The organism is Arsenicibacter sp. R0_47 (assembly GCF_057652235.1).
The window spans coordinates 249,356-265,406 of record NZ_JBYFCJ010000004.1; the positions used below are offsets into that span (position 1 = coordinate 249,356).

General features: G+C 48.7%; 14 protein-coding genes and 2 tRNA genes. 5 read left to right on the top strand and 11 right to left on the bottom strand.

Annotated features, from left to right (window positions below; all coding sequences use genetic code 11):
* Window positions 1-13: 13 nt before the first annotated feature.
* Entirely contained in the window at window positions 14-2,671 is a 2,658-nt protein-coding gene (locus tag AC23NW_RS09745) for a TonB-dependent receptor (protein WP_487449165.1), read from the bottom strand.
* Between the two features lie 150 nt (window positions 2,672-2,821).
* On the bottom strand, window positions 2,822-3,574 hold the full coding sequence (locus tag AC23NW_RS09750; protein ID WP_487449167.1) for an SOS response-associated peptidase: 753 nt from the start codon (window positions 3,572-3,574) through the stop codon (window positions 2,822-2,824).
* Between the two features lie 111 nt (window positions 3,575-3,685).
* On the opposite strand from AC23NW_RS09750, the gene AC23NW_RS09755 reads away from it, so the two are divergent.
* Both AC23NW_RS09755 and AC23NW_RS09760 read left to right on the top strand, forming a co-directional pair.
* Window positions 3,686-5,638 carry a TlpA family protein disulfide reductase gene (locus AC23NW_RS09755; RefSeq protein WP_487449168.1) on the top strand — a complete coding sequence of 651 codons (1,953 nt, stop codon included), beginning with the start codon at window positions 3,686-3,688 and terminating at the stop codon, window positions 5,636-5,638.
* 390 nt (window positions 5,639-6,028) lie between these two features.
* A complete protein-coding gene (locus AC23NW_RS09760; RefSeq protein WP_487449170.1) occupies window positions 6,029-6,283 on the top strand; it encodes a hypothetical protein in 255 nt (84 codons plus the stop codon).
* Window positions 6,284-6,360: 77 nt separating this feature from the next.
* Here AC23NW_RS09760 and AC23NW_RS09765 read toward each other — a convergent pair whose 3' ends face one another.
* From AC23NW_RS09765 to AC23NW_RS09785, 5 genes are all read right to left on the bottom strand, one after another.
* A complete protein-coding gene (locus AC23NW_RS09765; protein ID WP_019986912.1) occupies window positions 6,361-7,224 on the bottom strand; it encodes a sigma-70 family RNA polymerase sigma factor in 864 nt (287 codons plus the stop codon).
* Window positions 7,225-7,299: 75 nt separating this feature from the next.
* Window positions 7,300-9,426: a polyribonucleotide nucleotidyltransferase gene (gene pnp, locus AC23NW_RS09770; protein WP_487449172.1), complete on the bottom strand. Its 2,127-nt coding sequence runs from the start codon at window positions 9,424-9,426 to the stop codon at window positions 7,300-7,302.
* 182 nt (window positions 9,427-9,608) lie between these two features.
* On the bottom strand, window positions 9,609-9,884 hold the full coding sequence (rpsO, locus tag AC23NW_RS09775) for a 30S ribosomal protein S15 (protein ID WP_071501397.1): 276 nt from the start codon (window positions 9,882-9,884) through the stop codon (window positions 9,609-9,611).
* A 120-nt stretch (window positions 9,885-10,004) separates the two neighbouring features.
* A complete protein-coding gene (locus tag AC23NW_RS09780; protein ID WP_487449175.1) occupies window positions 10,005-11,492 on the bottom strand; it encodes an LptF/LptG family permease in 1,488 nt (495 codons plus the stop codon).
* 87 nt (window positions 11,493-11,579) lie between these two features.
* Window positions 11,580-11,972 (bottom strand): START-like domain-containing protein, encoded by a 393-nt coding sequence (locus tag AC23NW_RS09785; RefSeq protein ID WP_487449176.1) that lies wholly within the window; start codon window positions 11,970-11,972, stop codon window positions 11,580-11,582.
* A gap of 194 nt (window positions 11,973-12,166) precedes the next feature.
* Between AC23NW_RS09785 and AC23NW_RS09790 the strand changes: the two genes are divergently transcribed.
* Window positions 12,167-12,240, top strand: a tRNA-Met gene (locus AC23NW_RS09790).
* 403 nt (window positions 12,241-12,643) lie between these two features.
* On the opposite strand, the gene AC23NW_RS09795 is transcribed toward AC23NW_RS09790, so the two are convergent.
* From AC23NW_RS09795 to AC23NW_RS09805, 3 genes are all read right to left on the bottom strand, one after another.
* Window positions 12,644-13,456, bottom strand: a complete 813-nt coding sequence (locus AC23NW_RS09795) for a sugar phosphate isomerase/epimerase family protein (RefSeq protein ID WP_487449177.1) — start codon at window positions 13,454-13,456, stop codon at window positions 12,644-12,646.
* Between the two features lie 62 nt (window positions 13,457-13,518).
* A complete protein-coding gene (locus tag AC23NW_RS09800) occupies window positions 13,519-14,355 on the bottom strand; it encodes a phytanoyl-CoA dioxygenase family protein (RefSeq protein WP_487449179.1) in 837 nt (278 codons plus the stop codon).
* 219 nt (window positions 14,356-14,574) lie between these two features.
* Window positions 14,575-14,841 carry a hypothetical protein gene (locus tag AC23NW_RS09805; protein ID WP_487449180.1) on the bottom strand — a complete coding sequence of 89 codons (267 nt, stop codon included), beginning with the start codon at window positions 14,839-14,841 and terminating at the stop codon, window positions 14,575-14,577.
* Between AC23NW_RS09805 and AC23NW_RS09810 the strand changes: the two genes are divergently transcribed.
* Complete coding sequence (locus AC23NW_RS09810) at window positions 14,832-15,221, top strand: hypothetical protein (RefSeq protein WP_487449181.1); 390 nt, start codon at window positions 14,832-14,834, stop codon at window positions 15,219-15,221. The two genes, AC23NW_RS09805 and AC23NW_RS09810, sit on opposite strands and share 10 nt — an antisense overlap.
* A gap of 45 nt (window positions 15,222-15,266) precedes the next feature.
* Entirely contained in the window at window positions 15,267-15,938 is a 672-nt protein-coding gene (locus tag AC23NW_RS09815) for a hypothetical protein (RefSeq protein ID WP_487449182.1), read from the top strand.
* Between the two features lie 38 nt (window positions 15,939-15,976).
* On the opposite strand, the gene AC23NW_RS09820 is transcribed toward AC23NW_RS09815, so the two are convergent.
* Window positions 15,977-16,049 (bottom strand) — tRNA-Thr (locus AC23NW_RS09820).
* Window positions 16,050-16,051 lie beyond the last annotated feature (2 nt).

Below are 16,051 nucleotides of genomic sequence, written 5' to 3' on the forward strand. Positions count from 1 at the left end.
TTATACGTAGCTATTATCGGTTGCGTGGCCGGCCGCTGCCCTGGCCACCTGTGTTGCCCTGGCCTTGTTGCTGACCGCCGCCATTGTTATCACCGCCGCCATCTCCTTTGACGTCGTCGTTGTTAACCGATTTCTTTCTGCGGCCTCCGAAACCTTGTCCGTCCATACTCATCTTACCAAAACGGTAGCTAAAGTTGACGCGAACGCCGGCATTATAAAAACTGGTCAGGCTGGATTGGGTAAATGTTGCTGACGCCAGTTCCGTGCGTACTTTGAACGGATGGTTGAAAAAGTTCTCTCCTGCCAGTCCGATGCTGCCCCGCTTGTTGGCAAATTCTTTTTTGACGCCCAGGCTGTAGAAGGCAAAACTACCCTGTGTTCCCTGAAGTTGAACCTGCCGGCCACGCGCGAACCCAAAGCCCTGAATACCCCAGCCATTTTTCAGTGTTACGTTCGTGAAAAGTCGTCCTGAAATGACAAAACCGGAATTGCTTGATTTCAACGATGGATTCGGGCTGTTGTTGGTCAGGAATGTGTAGTAGGCGTCAAAGCCACCGCCGATCTGCCACTTCGATAAAATTGTGGCATTTCCGAACAGGTTAAGGCCGTACGATTCCTGCTGCCCGATGTTGTAATAGGTAGTCCGGATAACCTGTTGCAATACCGGATTAACAACATCGCCGGTTCTGATACTGTCTGTGGTCCGGACACTTTCAATGGAGTTGCCGGTAAACCGCGCAAACAGGGAACCATTCAGGTAAACACTTTTGATGTAGGTGCTGGTACTGAATTCAAAATTGTCGGTTAACTCCGGACGCAGGTTTGGGTTCCCCTGAGTAATATTAGTCGGGTTCGAGGCGTTCACGTTCGGGTTCAGAAACTGAATACCCGGACGCTGCAACCGGCGGTTATACGCCAGCTTGATCGTCTTACCACCTTTCAACGCTTTTGAAATATTAATGCTTGGAACAAGGTTCCCGTAATCCGGCACATTCACCGTCGGCTGACTTGTTGAAGTCCTTGACGTGAAGTCGGCGTTAATGAATGTGTATTCATAACGCGCGCCAGCTTTAATGGTGTATTTGTTCTTTGTTGAATAAGTGTAAGAGAGATACGTTGCTGCAACGTTCTGATCGTAGTTAAGCGTGTTCGCGGGACGCACGTCGCTGTTAATCGGATTGAATCCACCGTTAGCTCCGGTCGCCGAATAGTACTTAAAATCACTGTTTACCTGACGAAAGATCCCTTTTCCGCCAAATTCGAGCATTTGGTTTTCTTTGACCGGCGTCTGGTAATCAGCCTGAACGGTTGTCTCCTGATTATAGCTCAGGTTCTCATTTTTTTCCCGGCTCGTAATTGTCTCCATATCCACATTATTTAAAATGTTGGCAATGAAGTTGTTAGTCCGATTATTCCGGCTATACTGGGTGAGGATGCTGAACTCCTGCTGTGGCTTACTGAATGTCTTGGTAAAATCTACGTTTACGTCAACTGTACCTGAGTAGTCCTGCACATTAACATCACGGATACCCAACGTTCCTGTGGCTCCGCCTGGCAGAAATGTGCGAGTCGTTAATTTATCCTGAAATGAGTTGTTATTGCGGAGTCCGTACCGTACACTCGCCGTGATAGCCGTATTTTTATTCAGGTCATAGTCCCAGCCTAACTGATACTGACCAAACATCCCATTACTGCGTGTGTCGGCAGATTGCACCGTCCGCGACGTTGAGCCGCTGCTGTTCCGGACCGTCTGATCATTTTGGTAAGAGCCGACAACGTTGTAATTCCCGCGACCATAGCCGCTGAGCGAGAAGCCCATCTTACCGGTACGCAGGTTTCCGTTCAAGCCGAGGTTAGCTCCGCGATTCCCAACGCCTGCATCTGTGTTCAGGGTAAAGCCCTGCAAGGTGTTTTTCTTGGTCACAATATTGATGATCCCGGCAGAGCCCTCAGCGTCGTATTTTGCCGACGGACTGGTAATGACCTCTACCGTTTTAATCATATCGGCTGGAATTTGCTTAAGGGCATCGGCGACACTGCTCGCCACGATGGTCGATGGTTTGTTGTTGATCAGCACCCGTACGTTTGAACTACCCCGCAGGCTGACGTTGCCGTCGAGATCAACCGAGAGCATCGGTACTTTCCGCATGACATCTGTGGCGTCGCCGCCCTTACTGGTAATGTCTTTGTCGGCGTTATAAACCAACCGGTCAACTTTTTCTTCGACCAGAGCGGCCTGTCCGGTAACAGTTACCTCATTTAAAGTACGTACTTCCGGTGATACCAGAATTTTCCCCAGATTAATATCCTGACGCCGGCCATCAACCGTAACTGATGGAATAGCTTTGTTTTTGTATCCGACAAATGAAACCAACACACGGAAGGTTCCCGTGGGAACTTTGTTCATTGTGAACTGCCCTTTCTCGTCGCAGATCGTTCCGTCTATAGGACGATTCGTAGCCGGATCAATAAGGGCAATACTTGCAAACTCAACGGGTTTGTTGGTTGTTGAATCAATGACAATTCCGGAAATTTTAGCATTCCCCTTCGGCGCATTGTCAGACGACGTTCCCGGAATAACGGGCACGGGTTGAGGTTGTCCACCGGATGGAAACTGCGCAAAAGCTACAGTACCTGAACTGAGCAGTAAAAAAAATAAGGTATTCTTCATGACGACCATAGGCCTGCTGCTTACAGAATTTTTATATGTGTCTGATTATGGTATACCTTATTAACGCAGTTACGGCAGGAAGGTTGGCCCCGTAGCCTCTATAATCGACGTACTGCCGGAATGTCCCGGCGAATAGGGTGCCTGATTCGTTTATTCCTGAAAAAGTTCAGTTTTTGCCGATAGCTCAGGATAGCTGGCAGGAGTCATTATATCCGGAACATCCGTTGGTTCGCTACGCGAAGTAATCCGTTTGCTGATGCTATGTGAATGCATTTTTTGAGCCGGGTACTGCCTTGCTAACAACGAAAGACAGTCTGATTCGGTGAGGTTTTCGTGAATCCAGATTTGTTCCTCTTCCGGTGTCAGGATACAAGGCATCCGTTCTTTTGAGTTATGAATAGCCGCCAATAATGGATTGGCAGCTGTTGTCAGCATACTGTAGGTGTTAATCACTTCACCGGTTTCAGTATCAACCCACTCATCCCAGATTCCGGCAAACGAAAAGACCGGCTGCTCTTTTGAGCTGATATAAAACGGAAATTTATGCTTACCGAGCGTATACCATTCGTAGAAACCGGTTGCCGGAATCAGGCAACGCTTACCTGACTGGATAGCACCGCGGAAGGATGGTTTTTCAAAAATACTTTCTGATCGGGCATTTATAGTTTTCGCCCGGATGGACTCCGCATCTGTTTTGCTTTTTACCCACTTCGGGATCAAACCCCAGTGGAAAAAACGGATCAGGTCCGGCTGCTGACGGGTGATGACCGGGCAAGGCGTAAACTGATAGGCGTTGATATGATAACGGGGTAACTCATTCTGCGTATCGGGCTCTTTAATTTTTGCCTTATACTTTTCTTCCAGTTGAGCGGCCTGCACGGCAAGGGCATAATGATAACACATGTTCAGTCGGATTAACTTGGGTAGACGGAAAAGTTTGAGTAGTTTGTCGTGATAAACTGTCGGTCATATTCTTGATATATAACACCAGACAGGAGGACTTAAGTTACGTCAATGATGCCATTTAATAAATTACGGGTGAAACCATACGGCCAGTGGCTGGCGGCGTTGCTGGCAGGATCGGTAACCGTTCCTGTACAGGCGCAGGTTCAGTTTTCGCCTGAAAAGCCGGTTGCCGGCCAACCCGTTTCAATAACTTACACGCCTAAAGGCACTTTACTGGAAAAGGAAACAGACATTACGGCTTCGTTTTTGCGGTATGGTCAGCCAAATTTTATGTATTCCAGCCGGGCAAAAACAATTCCGATGCTTCGGCAGGGAGATGTGTTTGTCGGCGAAATACCGGCAAGTCATGGTCGGGACAGTGTACTTACTACTGGTATTGTGCTGGCTTTCAAGGGAAAGCAAAATACGGCCGCTGTCGATCACAATCGGAACAGGCTCTTTACGGTGCCGGTCCATGATCCGGTTAGTGGTAGTCCGGTACGGCATGCTGTCGGTGGACTGGCTACAGTGCAGACCCGTACCGGTTTCCTGTACGATGCCGGCGCCAAAGCCGATCCGGTATATACGATTGCGCTGTATGAGCAGGAGATGGATTGCTATCCGGATACCCGTCCGGTCTACTGGGCGGACCAGTTGACAGCGATTCTGAAACAAAAAAAGCCGGGATTTGCCCAACGGGTAAAAACTGGAATTGAGTCGTATCTGGCGTCACGGCCAGGCGGCGGATCGATTGATGAACTTACCAAAGCCTGCCAGCTGTACGATCAGCTGGGCGTAGCTGCTGATAGCAAACGATGCAAAGATCGGTTGCTGGCTGCTGATACCAAGGGCGTTCCGGCACAGGTCCAGCGGCTGGATGCGTTGCAGAAAACGAAGGGGCTTGCCGAAAAACAACAACAGTATCTGGCGTTTGAGAAGGATTTCCCGGCATCGGCCATGCTCCGGCGGGCGGCCGATGTGGTGATTGACGGTCTTCGGGAAGCACGGGATGGCAAGGCGATTGCCGATTTTGTAGGTCAGCGCCCAAAATTATTCACTGATCCGGCGGAACTTGATGATCTGGCGAATCAGGTTAAAGCTTTTCCCAATGGATTACCACCGGCTGAGTGGTTGGCAAAGCAGGCCACCCAACTGGCAAAGACGCAACCTAAACCGACCCGTTTCACCGGCGACTGGGAAGCCAACCGGCAGATGCTCTACCGGCAGTGCATAACGACATATGCCGCTATTGTTGCTGATCAGCAGCGGTTTGACGAAGCGTATGCACTGAGTAAGGAGGCTATTGATGTGCAAAATCCGTTTCAGACCGATCCGGTAGCCAATGAAGTGTTGGTGCGTTGTGCGCTGAAAACGGCCCGGCTGGATGAAGCCCGTCAGGCAGGGGAGTCTGCGGTGCAGACCGGTACTGCTACCCCGCTGATCAAAACGGCTCTGCGTGATTTTTACATGCAAACCAATAAATCGGAGGCAGGCTTTGCCACTTACTGGACCGAGTTGGAAGCCCCTTTTAAGAAAAAACAGCGTGAGCTATTACGTAATACGCTGATTAACATACCGGCACCGTCGTTCTCCGTTCGGGATGCGAGGGGCAATGTGTTTTCGCTGGCCAGCCTGAAAGGGAAAATTGTGGTCGTTGATTTCTGGGCGACCTGGTGTGGACCGTGTGTCGCCTTATTCCCGGCCATGAACCGGGCACAGGCTGCGCAGAAAGCGAACCCAAATGTGAAATTTCTGTTTGTGAATAGCCGTGAAGGGAATGCCGATGCGGGTACGATGGCCCGGAAAGCACAGGCCTTCATGCAGAATAAATCCTATAATTTTACGGTGCCACTGGACCCTGGCAACCGAATGTCTTCCGCGTTTGGCGTGCAGGGAATTCCGATGAAGTTTATTATTGACCAGCAAGGTAATATCCGCTACCGGTCCCTAGGCTATGAAGGAAACCCGACAAAAGTAGTAGATGAGATTTCAGCGATTATTGAGGCGTTGAGTGTGGAATGAAAAAATAAAATGTTCATATTTATACTATTGATTGTCTGCCGCCAAAGATGATTGATATGAAAGCGTTAAAACTATTAGTACTCTTAATGTTAATGATGGCCTTTATGTCTCCGTTAGCTAAATCGGGGGCTATACCTCTTAACGTGATGTTAATTGTTTTATCTGTATTGCAAACAGCAATTTTTATATGTGGCTGGTATTATATGGTTTACCTGTTAACGCTTTGTACAATCAGGCCTTTAGCTGCCAGAATTATTGCCGGCGCCTTTTTGGGAGGTGGGTATCTGGTTTGGTTATGGGAGTTATATCTCTAGCGTCTACAAGACGTTTAAACAGTTTTGATTAACTCTACTTTAACGCGCTACTATACTCATACTAATAAATAGCACAATGCTTTGGGAAATTCTTAAAATGTCACTACCTAATATGCTCATTTTAGTGGTAATGGGGGGAGCAACTTTTTTATATTTTTCTGATAAAGAAAAAAATAATCCTCCTGCTTTGCCGGCTGTGAAATATACAATAGTTCTGCTTGTCCTGACAATTATGGTAGTAGATGTCTGGGCATCATGGAAATTTAAGAGTGATCGGTTAAAGTGGGAAGAGCGATTAAAGCAGATTGAGATAAACTCACACAGAAAGTAAACTAGTTGAGCTTCATACGTGATAAAAAAAGCCTCCGGCAACGTGCCGGAGGCTTCTCTGTTTGTCAGGCGTACTAACTAGCCCAGATACGTTTTCAACGCTTTTGAGCGGGACGTATGACGCAGGCGGCGGATAGCTTTCTCCTTAATCTGACGAACGCGCTCGCGGGTCAGGTTAAATTTCTCGCCAATCTCTTCCAGTGTCATCGCATGCTCACCGTTCAGACCGAAGTATAACGTAATCACATCGGCTTCGCGCTGCGTCAGCGTCGACAGGGCCCGCTGTACTTCTTTCCGCAGCGAGTCATTGATCAGACCGGAGTCCGGTTTGTCTTCACCGTCGTTTTCGAGTACGTCGAGCAGGCTGTTTTCTTCACCCTGCACAAACGGAGCATCCATCGATACGTGACGACCTGAGATTTTCAGGGTGTCAACCACTTCCGCTGGGGTAATGTCCAGTACAGCAGCCAGTTCTTCCGGTGAAGGCTCTCGCTCAAATTTCTGCTCCAGATCAGAGAAGGTCTTTGAGATCTTATTCAGTGAACCGACACGGTTAAGCGGCAGACGAACAATACGCGACTGCTCGGCTAGTGCCTGAAGAATGGACTGACGAATCCACCAAACGGCGTATGAGATAAATTTAAAACCACGGGTTTCATCAAAACGCTGTGCAGCCTTGATCAGACCGAGGTTGCCCTCGTTGATCAAATCACCCAGCGATAAACCCTGGTTTTGATATTGTTTAGCCACCGAGACAACGAAGCGAAGGTTGGCTTTCGTTAACCGCTCAAGTGACAGTTGGTCTCCCTCACGGATTTTCTGTGCCAGAATCACCTCCTCGTCAGGAGTGAGCAGATCTACCTTACCAATCTCCTGCAAGTACTTGTCAAGCGACTGGCTCTCACGGTTGGTAATCTGCTTTGATATTTTTAGCTGCCTCATGGTACGAGAATTCGGGTGTTATGGGTAGATAACGTTAAATTTAGACGTTTGATTACACGAAAAAGTAACAAATCCCTATGGATTTTTGTTCGCCGGCTTCGGTAAGAGGACCTTACGTGATAGGCGGTATTTACCTGTCTTTTTATCAATGTCAATCAACTTAACCCGTACTTCTTCTCCAACTTCCAGTACGCCTTCCATGGCTTCCAGACGTTCCCACTTAATCTCGGAAATGTGCAATAAACCGTCTTTGTTCGGCAGGAATTCGACAAACGCTCCGAACGGCATAATCGTTTTCACTTTACCGTCGTAGATTTCACCGATTTCCGGAATAGCCACAATACCTTTCACGCGGGAAATGGCCTTGTCCATACCTTCTTTATTGGTCGCGAAGATACTTACATAACCGGCATTGTCTTTTTCTTCAATAACAATCGTCGTACCTGATTCCTTCTGAATCTCCTGTACCACTTTACCGCCTGGCCCGATAACGGCACCAATCTGGCTTTGCTCAATCTTGATCACGTGCGCCCGTGGTGCATGTGGCTTCAGGTCGTCACGAACTTCGCTGATGGCCTTCTTCATTTCGCCCAGAATGTGGAGACGACCGGCACGCGCCTGTTCCAGTGCCTGTGCCAGCACCTCATACGACAGACCGTTTACCTTCATGTCCATCTGGCAGGCGGTAATGCCTTGCTCCGTTCCGGTTACTTTGAAGTCCATATCACCTAAATGGTCTTCGTCACCCAGGATGTCCGACAGAACGGCATATTTTTCCGAGTCGGTAATCAGACCCATGGCAATACCGGCTACCGGTGCTTTAATTTTCACACCCGCATCCATCAGAGCCATCGTTCCGGCACAAACTGTCGCCATTGATGACGAACCGTTTGATTCGAGAATGTCAGATACGATACGGATTGTGTATGGGTTGTCTGCATCAGGAGGTAACACCTTTTTCAGCGCACGGTGCGCCAGGTTACCGTGACCTACTTCACGACGACCCGGACCGCGGTTTGGCTTCACCTCACCGGTTGAGAAACCAGGGAAGTTATAGTGTAACAGGAACTTAGAATAGCCCTGGAACATAGCCTGATCCACAATCTGCTCGTCCATTTTCGTACCCAGCGTAACGGTTGTCAACGACTGGGTTTCACCACGGGTGAACAGGGATGAACCATGCGCACGCGGAAGGATATCGGGTTCGCAGACAATCGGACGGATCTGATCCAGCACACGGCCATCGAGGCGATAGCGCTCATCGAGCACTAAGCGGCGTGACGCTTCCCAGACCAGATCATTGAAATACGTTTTGACCAGTGTTTTATTTACTTCCGCATCGTCCGCAAACGTTTCAAGGTATTCGTTCAGAATCGCTTTAAACGCATCGCTGCGCATCTTTTTCACCGTCTGCTTCTGACGGGCTGCGTCGTAAATTTTATCGTAACAGTAAGCACGAACGGCCGTACGCAGCTCTTCATCATGCGTTTCGTGGCTGTAGGTACGTTTTTCTGTTTTGCCTGTTTTTGCTTCCAGCTCTTTCTGGGCCTGGCACTGTAATTTAATAACCTCGTGGGCTACCTTCAGGGCTTCGAGTACCTCAGCTTCAGAGCACTCATTCATTTCGCCCTCAACCATACAGATGTCCTGCTCCGTAGCGCCGACAATCAGGTCAAGTGAAGCGCGTTCCAGTTCCGAAATCAGCGGGTTGATTTTGTATTCACCGTCAATTTTGGCAACCCGTACTTCTGAGATCGGGCCGTTGAACGGAATGTCAGAAACGGCCAGTGCCGCTGAGGCTGCCAGTGCCGCCAGGGCATCAGGCAACACCTGTGGATCCGCAGAGATCAGGGTAATCATTACCTGCGTGTCGGCGTGATAGTCCTCAGGGAAGATCGGGCGGAGCACACGGTCTACCAGACGGCTGATCAGCACTTCATGGTCAGATAGTTTACCTTCGCGACGCTGAAAGCTGCCCGGAATCCGGCCGGCCGACGCAAATTTCTCCTGATAATCAACCGATAACGGCAGAAAGTCAACGCCCTCTTTAGCTTCTTTGCTGGATACTACGGTGGCAAGCAGCATAGTATCGCCCAGACGGACAACAACGGCGCCATCAGCTTGACGGGCTAATTTGCCGGTTTCGATGGTAATTTCACGTCCGTCGGGAAGCGGGACAGACTGGGTGGTGATTTGAAACATATACGTAGAAACGCGCTACAACAGCTTTAAAACCTCTAAAATGACTTCTCCGGCCGCTTTACCGCTTAAATATTATTAAATGGAATAACTAAGTGAAGTACTACCGGATTGGTATTGACTTACTTATGTAAAAGCAAAAAATCAGGGAATCTACCATCGGTAAATTCCCTGATTATGTATACTTACTTCCGGATGCCCAGTTGAGCAATAATAGCCCGGTAGCGAGTAATGTCTTTTTTAGCGAGGTAATCGAGCAGATGGCGACGCTTACCTACCAGTTTAAGCAGCCCCTGGCGAGTACCGTAATCGTGCTTGTGCACTTTCAGGTGTTCTGTCAGGTGAGCAATCCGGTATGTAAACAGCGCGATCTGAGATTCCGCCGAACCAGTATCTTCCGGACTTTTCTTGAAACCCTGGTTAGCAAAAATTTCCTGCTTTTTGTCGTTCGTTAAATACATCGTCAGACAGCGTTAAGTTTACTGAAAAAATTTAGAAAACGCAAAGGTAAGGAAAAAATGATTAAAATGATACAATAGCCGCTAATTAATTAACAGGGTTATGCTAACAGGTACTGGCTGTCAGGCTATTTGAGGTTTATCTTTTGTACGCCAGGCTGCAAAACGCTTCCTGAACCGTTCCCATGCGATAATATAGACATCCTTATCAAAGATGCGCGAGTCATGGCGGGCCTGCCGCATAAAGTAAAGCCCTACCGGGAGCAGCAGCGCGTTTGGCAGCCAGGCACCGAAGGGCACCCACACTACACCGTCTTTAGCCAGCTTATCGCCATTGATCGTGAGCACGTAAAGCAGTACGAAAAACACAATGGACACCAGTACAGGCAAACCAAAACCGCCCTTTTTGATGATGGCACCCAGTGGTGCTCCGATCAGAAACAGCACAAAACAGGAGAGGGCCTGCGTAAATTTATGGTGACTCTCCAGCTCGTATTTATAAACAGTCTTTTGCTTTTCATTCAGATACGTGATGTTCGACGTAGCATACCCCAGCACACTCTGGGCCTGGGTAAGCGCCGCCTGGGCCAGATCATAGGAAACCGGCCTGTTTCTGGCAAGCAGTGAATCTACCCATTTACCGCCTTTCAGCGGTTCTTTACCAGGCATGACGGCTGAATTAGGCTTAAACTGATAATTATAATACTGTCGGGAGGTCGTTGATACGCTTTGGCTTGTGCTCTTCAGGTCCTTTTTCAGTGAATCAGTTGTGTACGTAAGCTCACCGAGGTTTTTCATGAACTCATGATACTCAAACTGCTGCTCGTCAGTACGTTTCAGGCCGAAAGACTCAAGACCGATAATCAGTTTGTAATGGTTGAAACCATTCCGGATAAACTGTGTCGGTTTATTTCCGGTACCCGTATACGAAACGCTTCTTCCGTCCGTATATTCCTGATAATCATTGCCGTGGTATAGCTCGAAGACAAGATAGGAGTTATCCTGTGCGGTATACATTTTGCCCGAATCGGCCAGGATCACTTCACGGTTGCCGGTCTCCATACCGGATGTAGAATGCTTGTAGATAACCAGCCCTTTAAGCGATACGCCGTCTTTTGCTTTCTTATCGACCTTGATGCTATAGCCCGGCAGGTCATTATAAAAAATACCTTCCTTCAGGTTGAGGGTAGCTTTGGCCGTCCGGATATCATACAGCAGGCTGTAACCCTTCAGGTTAGCCCAGGGCGAAACATAGTTGTTAAACCAGAACGAGAAGACGCTGATCAGTACCGCCACAATCAGGAGGGGGCGCATGGCGCGGGTCAGGGATATGCCCGCGCTTTTCATGGCAGTCAGCTCAAAAAACTCACCCAGATTACCATAGGTCATCAGCGAAGAAAGCAGCGTGGCCAGCGGGAGAGCAGTTGGAATGGTTAATAGTGAGAAGAAAAATAACAGGCGGCCAAACGTGGCCAGCGTAATGTCTTTAGAAACAAAGTCGTCAATGTAAAACATCAGGAGCCGCGTGAGGAAAATAAAGATGACCACACACAGGGTCAGGACAAACGGCCCCCAGAACGAGGTTAAAATCAGCTTATCAATTCGTTTCATGCGTAAATGTATAATGGATAGTGTACAGTGTAACGGGCAGCATGCTTAAAAAACGTTAACAAAGACAGTATGCATTATTCACGTCGGTTAACTGCCGACAATTTCCTTTAGTTTATCCAGTAAACCATCCCAAAGGTCATTGAGTTCTTCTTCGTCGAGATTCGTTGAATAGTCCGTTATGCGCAGGAATGTTGATTGTGTCAGCTCACTTTGATCGATGCGGAAATCCACATAGTTGTTATCATGTCCGGACTCACTGGTGTCCAGAAACTCAAAGCGGACACTTTTATTCTGCCGGAGGGAAACCTGCCGGGCAATATGGCTTTCGTTGTCCCACTGAAAATCGTATTTATGGTCGGAAAGGGTATTTACTTTCGAAGCAAACCATTGAGACAAGCCGGAAGCAGTACTGATGTAGGGGAAGAGCATTTTCGGGGATGCCCGGAACTCGTATTCGGTTACAAATTTAAATTTTTCCATACCTGAATAATTTTTTATGTACCAGCTTGCTACACGGGCTATCTGCCTATCTTGTTAATAACCAGCCGGAATAACCGGTTAAGGAACCTGAATCGGCAAACGCCTGTAAGCAAAGGTAAAAGAATTTTAATGCGAAACTCAATGATATAAGTTGCGCGAATAAATATTTTGTGTACTTTTGCACTACGAAACAAGGCGGGGTAGCTCAGCTGGTTAGAGCGTAGGATTCATAACCCTAAGGTCGGCAGTTCGATCCTGCTCCCCGCTACTAAAGAGTCATCAACTGATGACTCTTTTTTTATTTTACACCACTCTCTGACAACCAGTGTGTTATTGCTGAAAAAAAGGCTTTAGGCCTGATTTATGGCATCAGCAAAGCGAACCCCCTCACCGGCAAATATAGAAAACTACCCAATATAAAAAAGCAGAATGCCATTAATTAATGGCGTGTGCCCGGTAAAAATACATGACCGGTTTTTATTAAAAACGGCGGGAAGTTATTAAACGGTCTGCAACAGCAAGACGTCAGCTAATCAAAACGCATAAGATTTATTTTTACTGCATATAGGTGCACCGCGCGCGTGGTATATCAGAAACGTATAGGCATAAAGTGAAAATACTTAAAAGGCCCTGCCGCGATTGACAGGGCCTTTTAAGTAAGGTTGGTCTTGTTACTGATACCGCTCCTGCAACATCGTCATCATGTAGTGATTGACTTCCCACTGATCGACAACGGGCTGCCGGGTGTAGGGCAACAAAAACAAGTAGGGGGGGGCACCGAATTCCGGCGTAATGGTCGTAACCGTGTGACCGGCCGCCGCGCGCTGTGCTATCACCTGATCCCAGCACGCGAGATGATGGCCGACGACCTCCTGCCACTCGGGGGCCCGGGGATCGACAATCTGGGGTCCCTCAATATAGCCAACCCGGCTGTGAATGTGATCGGTACGGCTGATGGCCAGCGAAACCGCTTCCTGCTGATCGTCCAGGTAAGTTTCGGCCGTGGTAAACCAGTGTGATATGTCGAGGGTGATTCTGAGTGATGGCAGCCGCTCGAGGTACGTACGGGTTATATGGGCCGCAAAGCTGAATTTGCCGCGGTGCGTTTCATGAATAACCGGAATACCGGTCTCAGCGGCAATGCTGTCGGCCAGGGAAATCAACCGGGCATTTTGCTCAAAAGTATAGTAATCCTTACCTGTCTGGGTATTGATAAACAAGGGTTTTACCGCCGCCAGGGCCCGGATCCGCCGGTCATACTCCGCGTAGTGGCGGTCAAAATCCGGTGCTTTTGTTTCCCAGTGCTGGCCGATCAGCTGCAGGTTGCAGGCTTCCAGGGCATTCAGCATCGTGTCCAGTTCCTGGGCCGATGCCGGAATGCCTACTTCTACACCGTGATAACCGGCATCGGCTACCCGTTGGGCAAAAACAGGCCACGGGATGTGCTCCTGACCCCATCTGGGACAGAAAAAAAGGAGTTTCATAAGGTATGTACGTAAAGGTGGCTGGTAACGTATAAGAAATACCGGTCAATAGGCTGATCCGCCTATTTCAGCGCTAAATCATCTTCTTTGGCCAGAAAATTAGCCTCTGCTTCAGTCAGACCGGTTGCTTCGCGGGATAATAAAGCATCGTCAGGGACAACCTCAATCGGGGTAATGCAAGCCCCTGCGGAGGCAACTTCATTGTAGCCCGGGTTTGACTGACGATTGTAGCAGGAGATCAGTGACCAGCGGGGGCGGTCCGACAGATTGGCCTCTGACCGGTGCAGGATGTTGCTGTGAAAAAACAAGGCATCGCCGGCCTTCAGCTCCACATAGACAAGCGGCGTTGTTTGCAGCGCCAGATCAACGTACCGTTGCGAGGCACCCACCTGTTCACCGGCAAACCCATGCTCAACCCGACCCATGTTGTGTGTGCCCGGTATTACCTGCAAACAACCGTTTTCGCGGTTAGCATCGGTAATGGCAATCATGACCGACATCATCTGGTTGGGAAACAGGAACTCGTTTTTATACCAGTAACCATAGTCCTGATGCCATTCCCAGGCCCCGCCGACACGCGGTTCCTTCTGCATTAGTTTCGAGTGAAAATGACACACAGGCGCTTCTCCGTCCAGCAAGGCATCAACCGATTCAACCAACCGGCGGCTACGGGTGAGCAGCCCGTAAATGTCGTTGCCGGGCTTGTACCACAGCGACAGTTTGCTGCGCTTACCGGTACTGTCATTGACGTTAATGGCATGTCTGCTGGCTGCTTGATCATCAATAGCGACTGAATACAACCGGGCCGTTTCGTCAGCGGTTAAAAAGCCGGGGACGATGAGGTACCCATCCTGATGGTATTGCCGGATCTGCGACGGGGTTAACGAAAACTGGGTCATCCGTGTAAGGTAATTAGGACAGTTAAACTATGTGTTAGTGCCGGTTGTAAAAAGGACAAGCCATCAACATACATTATCAAAAGCATCCGAAAGAATGAATTTACCGTGGAATGGTCAGGTAATTTATTCTTAATTATCCACGCATCGCGTGATTGAAGAAATACCTATAAATGCACCATAAAAATTTAGTCCGGAAGATCGTTCCGGACTAAATCAACGCTACTGATAAATTAACCTGGCTGTCGCCTGACAAGGCTTGCCGGCTTTAAACCGGATCCAACGAGCTTGAAAATCAGCCGGAAAGGTAAATTGGCTGGTTTGTCCCGGAGCAACCGTCAGTGTTCGGTAAGGCATCCAGACACCGGTTCCTACAGGGTCCGCCTCCAGGGTAAACGTTACCGGTTCGCCGGATGAGTGTGATAATTCCAGACTCCGTTTATCATAAAAACCAATCAGATAGGGGACTGACAGCCACGGTGAAAACATCTCCGGAACGGGCAGGAGTACGGTGTTCGGAGGTTGGCATTACCGTTTTCGGCGAATCATCGTTTCATGCATTTGATGTGATGCGCCCCGGCTGTGTTCACTGGATTGACCTGCAGTTATCTGAGCTGCAAAAGAGCGGCCAGCACGATGATCTTAGTTTTCTTGGGGCTGACCTGCGGAATGGCGGGCGGCTGACATTGCGGGTAGCCGATAAAACTGCCCGTTTGTCGATCAATGGCCGGCAGGTTTATCAGGTGCGGTATACTAAACCGCTTCATGAGCTTTATGGGGTTAAGGTTCAGTTTGCCGGTGTCGGAACCATTGATTCATTCCAATTGCGGGATTTAAAAACAAAAAAGCCGTTTCCCGGCAATTTCTGACCTGAATCGCTTATATTCTGGCCTGAACGATTAATCCCCACATTCATGATCAACACACCCGATTTCTGTGCTGCCCGGCTGTTTGTTGTGGCAGGGTTTGCTGTATTAACGGGTTGTTCCAGCCCACGCCTGCCTGCCTCATCACTCTATCCGATTATTGCTGAAGTGAATAAGGAGCGATGGTATGGCAACGTGCAGGCGGTTCAGATCCGGTCCGATCCGGCTGACCCCTGTACGCAAGACAAGTTTTTGCTCTATGCCTATACCGATTTACCGTATCGTTCCGATGTATACCGTAATCGTTTCGAAAAGCCAACGGGCTGCCTGGGGGACTGTTCAAAAACGCAGTCACTACTCATTGATTTTATTCCGCTGAAGAAAGGGAAACATAAGTTTCACAAACTGGATGTTTGCTACACCGGTAAGCGTAAGCATTCCTATTTCGCATATTTGCTGCCTAGAACAAATAGTGGCGTAGTGCGGGCTTATTACAGAGAAGCCAGACGAAACAACTGGATAAGGATTACGCGCTATGATGCCGTTAACCGCGAGATTGAAGGCGTGATCAGAATGACATTGGTTGGCGACATGAATGAGACGTTCAGGCGGGAGGAGACCGTCGATAAACTAACGTTCCGGAAACTGGTATTTAAAGCTAAACTAACCAAATCGCTGGATCTGGGAAAACTGAAGCCGCTGGGCGGGGGAGAAGAATAACAAAAAAGCACGTAGCTTATGCTGCGTGCTTTGAAGAGAGCCCCCAGTCGGGATCGAACCAACGACCTACTGATTACAAGTCAGTTGCTCTACCAGCTGAGCTATGGAGGCAA

Bases quoted from the DNA above. Each gene is read 5' to 3' on its own strand.
- AC23NW_RS09745 (WP_487449165.1), bottom strand. From the start codon at position 2,671: ATGAAGAATACCTTATTTTTTTTACTGCTCAGTTCAGGTACTGTAGCT.
- AC23NW_RS09750 (WP_487449167.1), bottom strand. From the start codon at position 3,574: ATGTGTTATCATTATGCCCTTGCCGTGCAGGCCGCTCAACTGGAAGAA.
- AC23NW_RS09755 (WP_487449168.1), top strand. From the start codon at position 3,686: ATGATGCCATTTAATAAATTACGGGTGAAACCATACGGCCAGTGGCTG.
- AC23NW_RS09760 (WP_487449170.1), top strand. From the start codon at position 6,029: ATGCTTTGGGAAATTCTTAAAATGTCACTACCTAATATGCTCATTTTA.
- AC23NW_RS09765 (WP_019986912.1), bottom strand. From the start codon at position 7,224: ATGAGGCAGCTAAAAATATCAAAGCAGATTACCAACCGTGAGAGCCAG.
- pnp (WP_487449172.1), bottom strand. From the start codon at position 9,426: ATGTTTCAAATCACCACCCAGTCTGTCCCGCTTCCCGACGGACGTGAA.
- rpsO (WP_071501397.1), bottom strand. From the start codon at position 9,884: ATGTATTTAACGAACGACAAAAAGCAGGAAATTTTTGCTAACCAGGGT.
- AC23NW_RS09780 (WP_487449175.1), bottom strand. From the start codon at position 11,492: ATGAAACGAATTGATAAGCTGATTTTAACCTCGTTCTGGGGGCCGTTT.
- AC23NW_RS09785 (WP_487449176.1), bottom strand. From the start codon at position 11,972: ATGGAAAAATTTAAATTTGTAACCGAATACGAGTTCCGGGCATCCCCG.
- AC23NW_RS09795 (WP_487449177.1), bottom strand. From the start codon at position 13,456: ATGAAACTCCTTTTTTTCTGTCCCAGATGGGGTCAGGAGCACATCCCG.
- AC23NW_RS09800 (WP_487449179.1), bottom strand. From the start codon at position 14,355: ATGACCCAGTTTTCGTTAACCCCGTCGCAGATCCGGCAATACCATCAG.
- AC23NW_RS09805 (WP_487449180.1), bottom strand. From the start codon at position 14,841: ATGTTTTCACCGTGGCTGTCAGTCCCCTATCTGATTGGTTTTTATGAT.
- AC23NW_RS09815 (WP_487449182.1), top strand. From the start codon at position 15,267: ATGATCAACACACCCGATTTCTGTGCTGCCCGGCTGTTTGTTGTGGCA.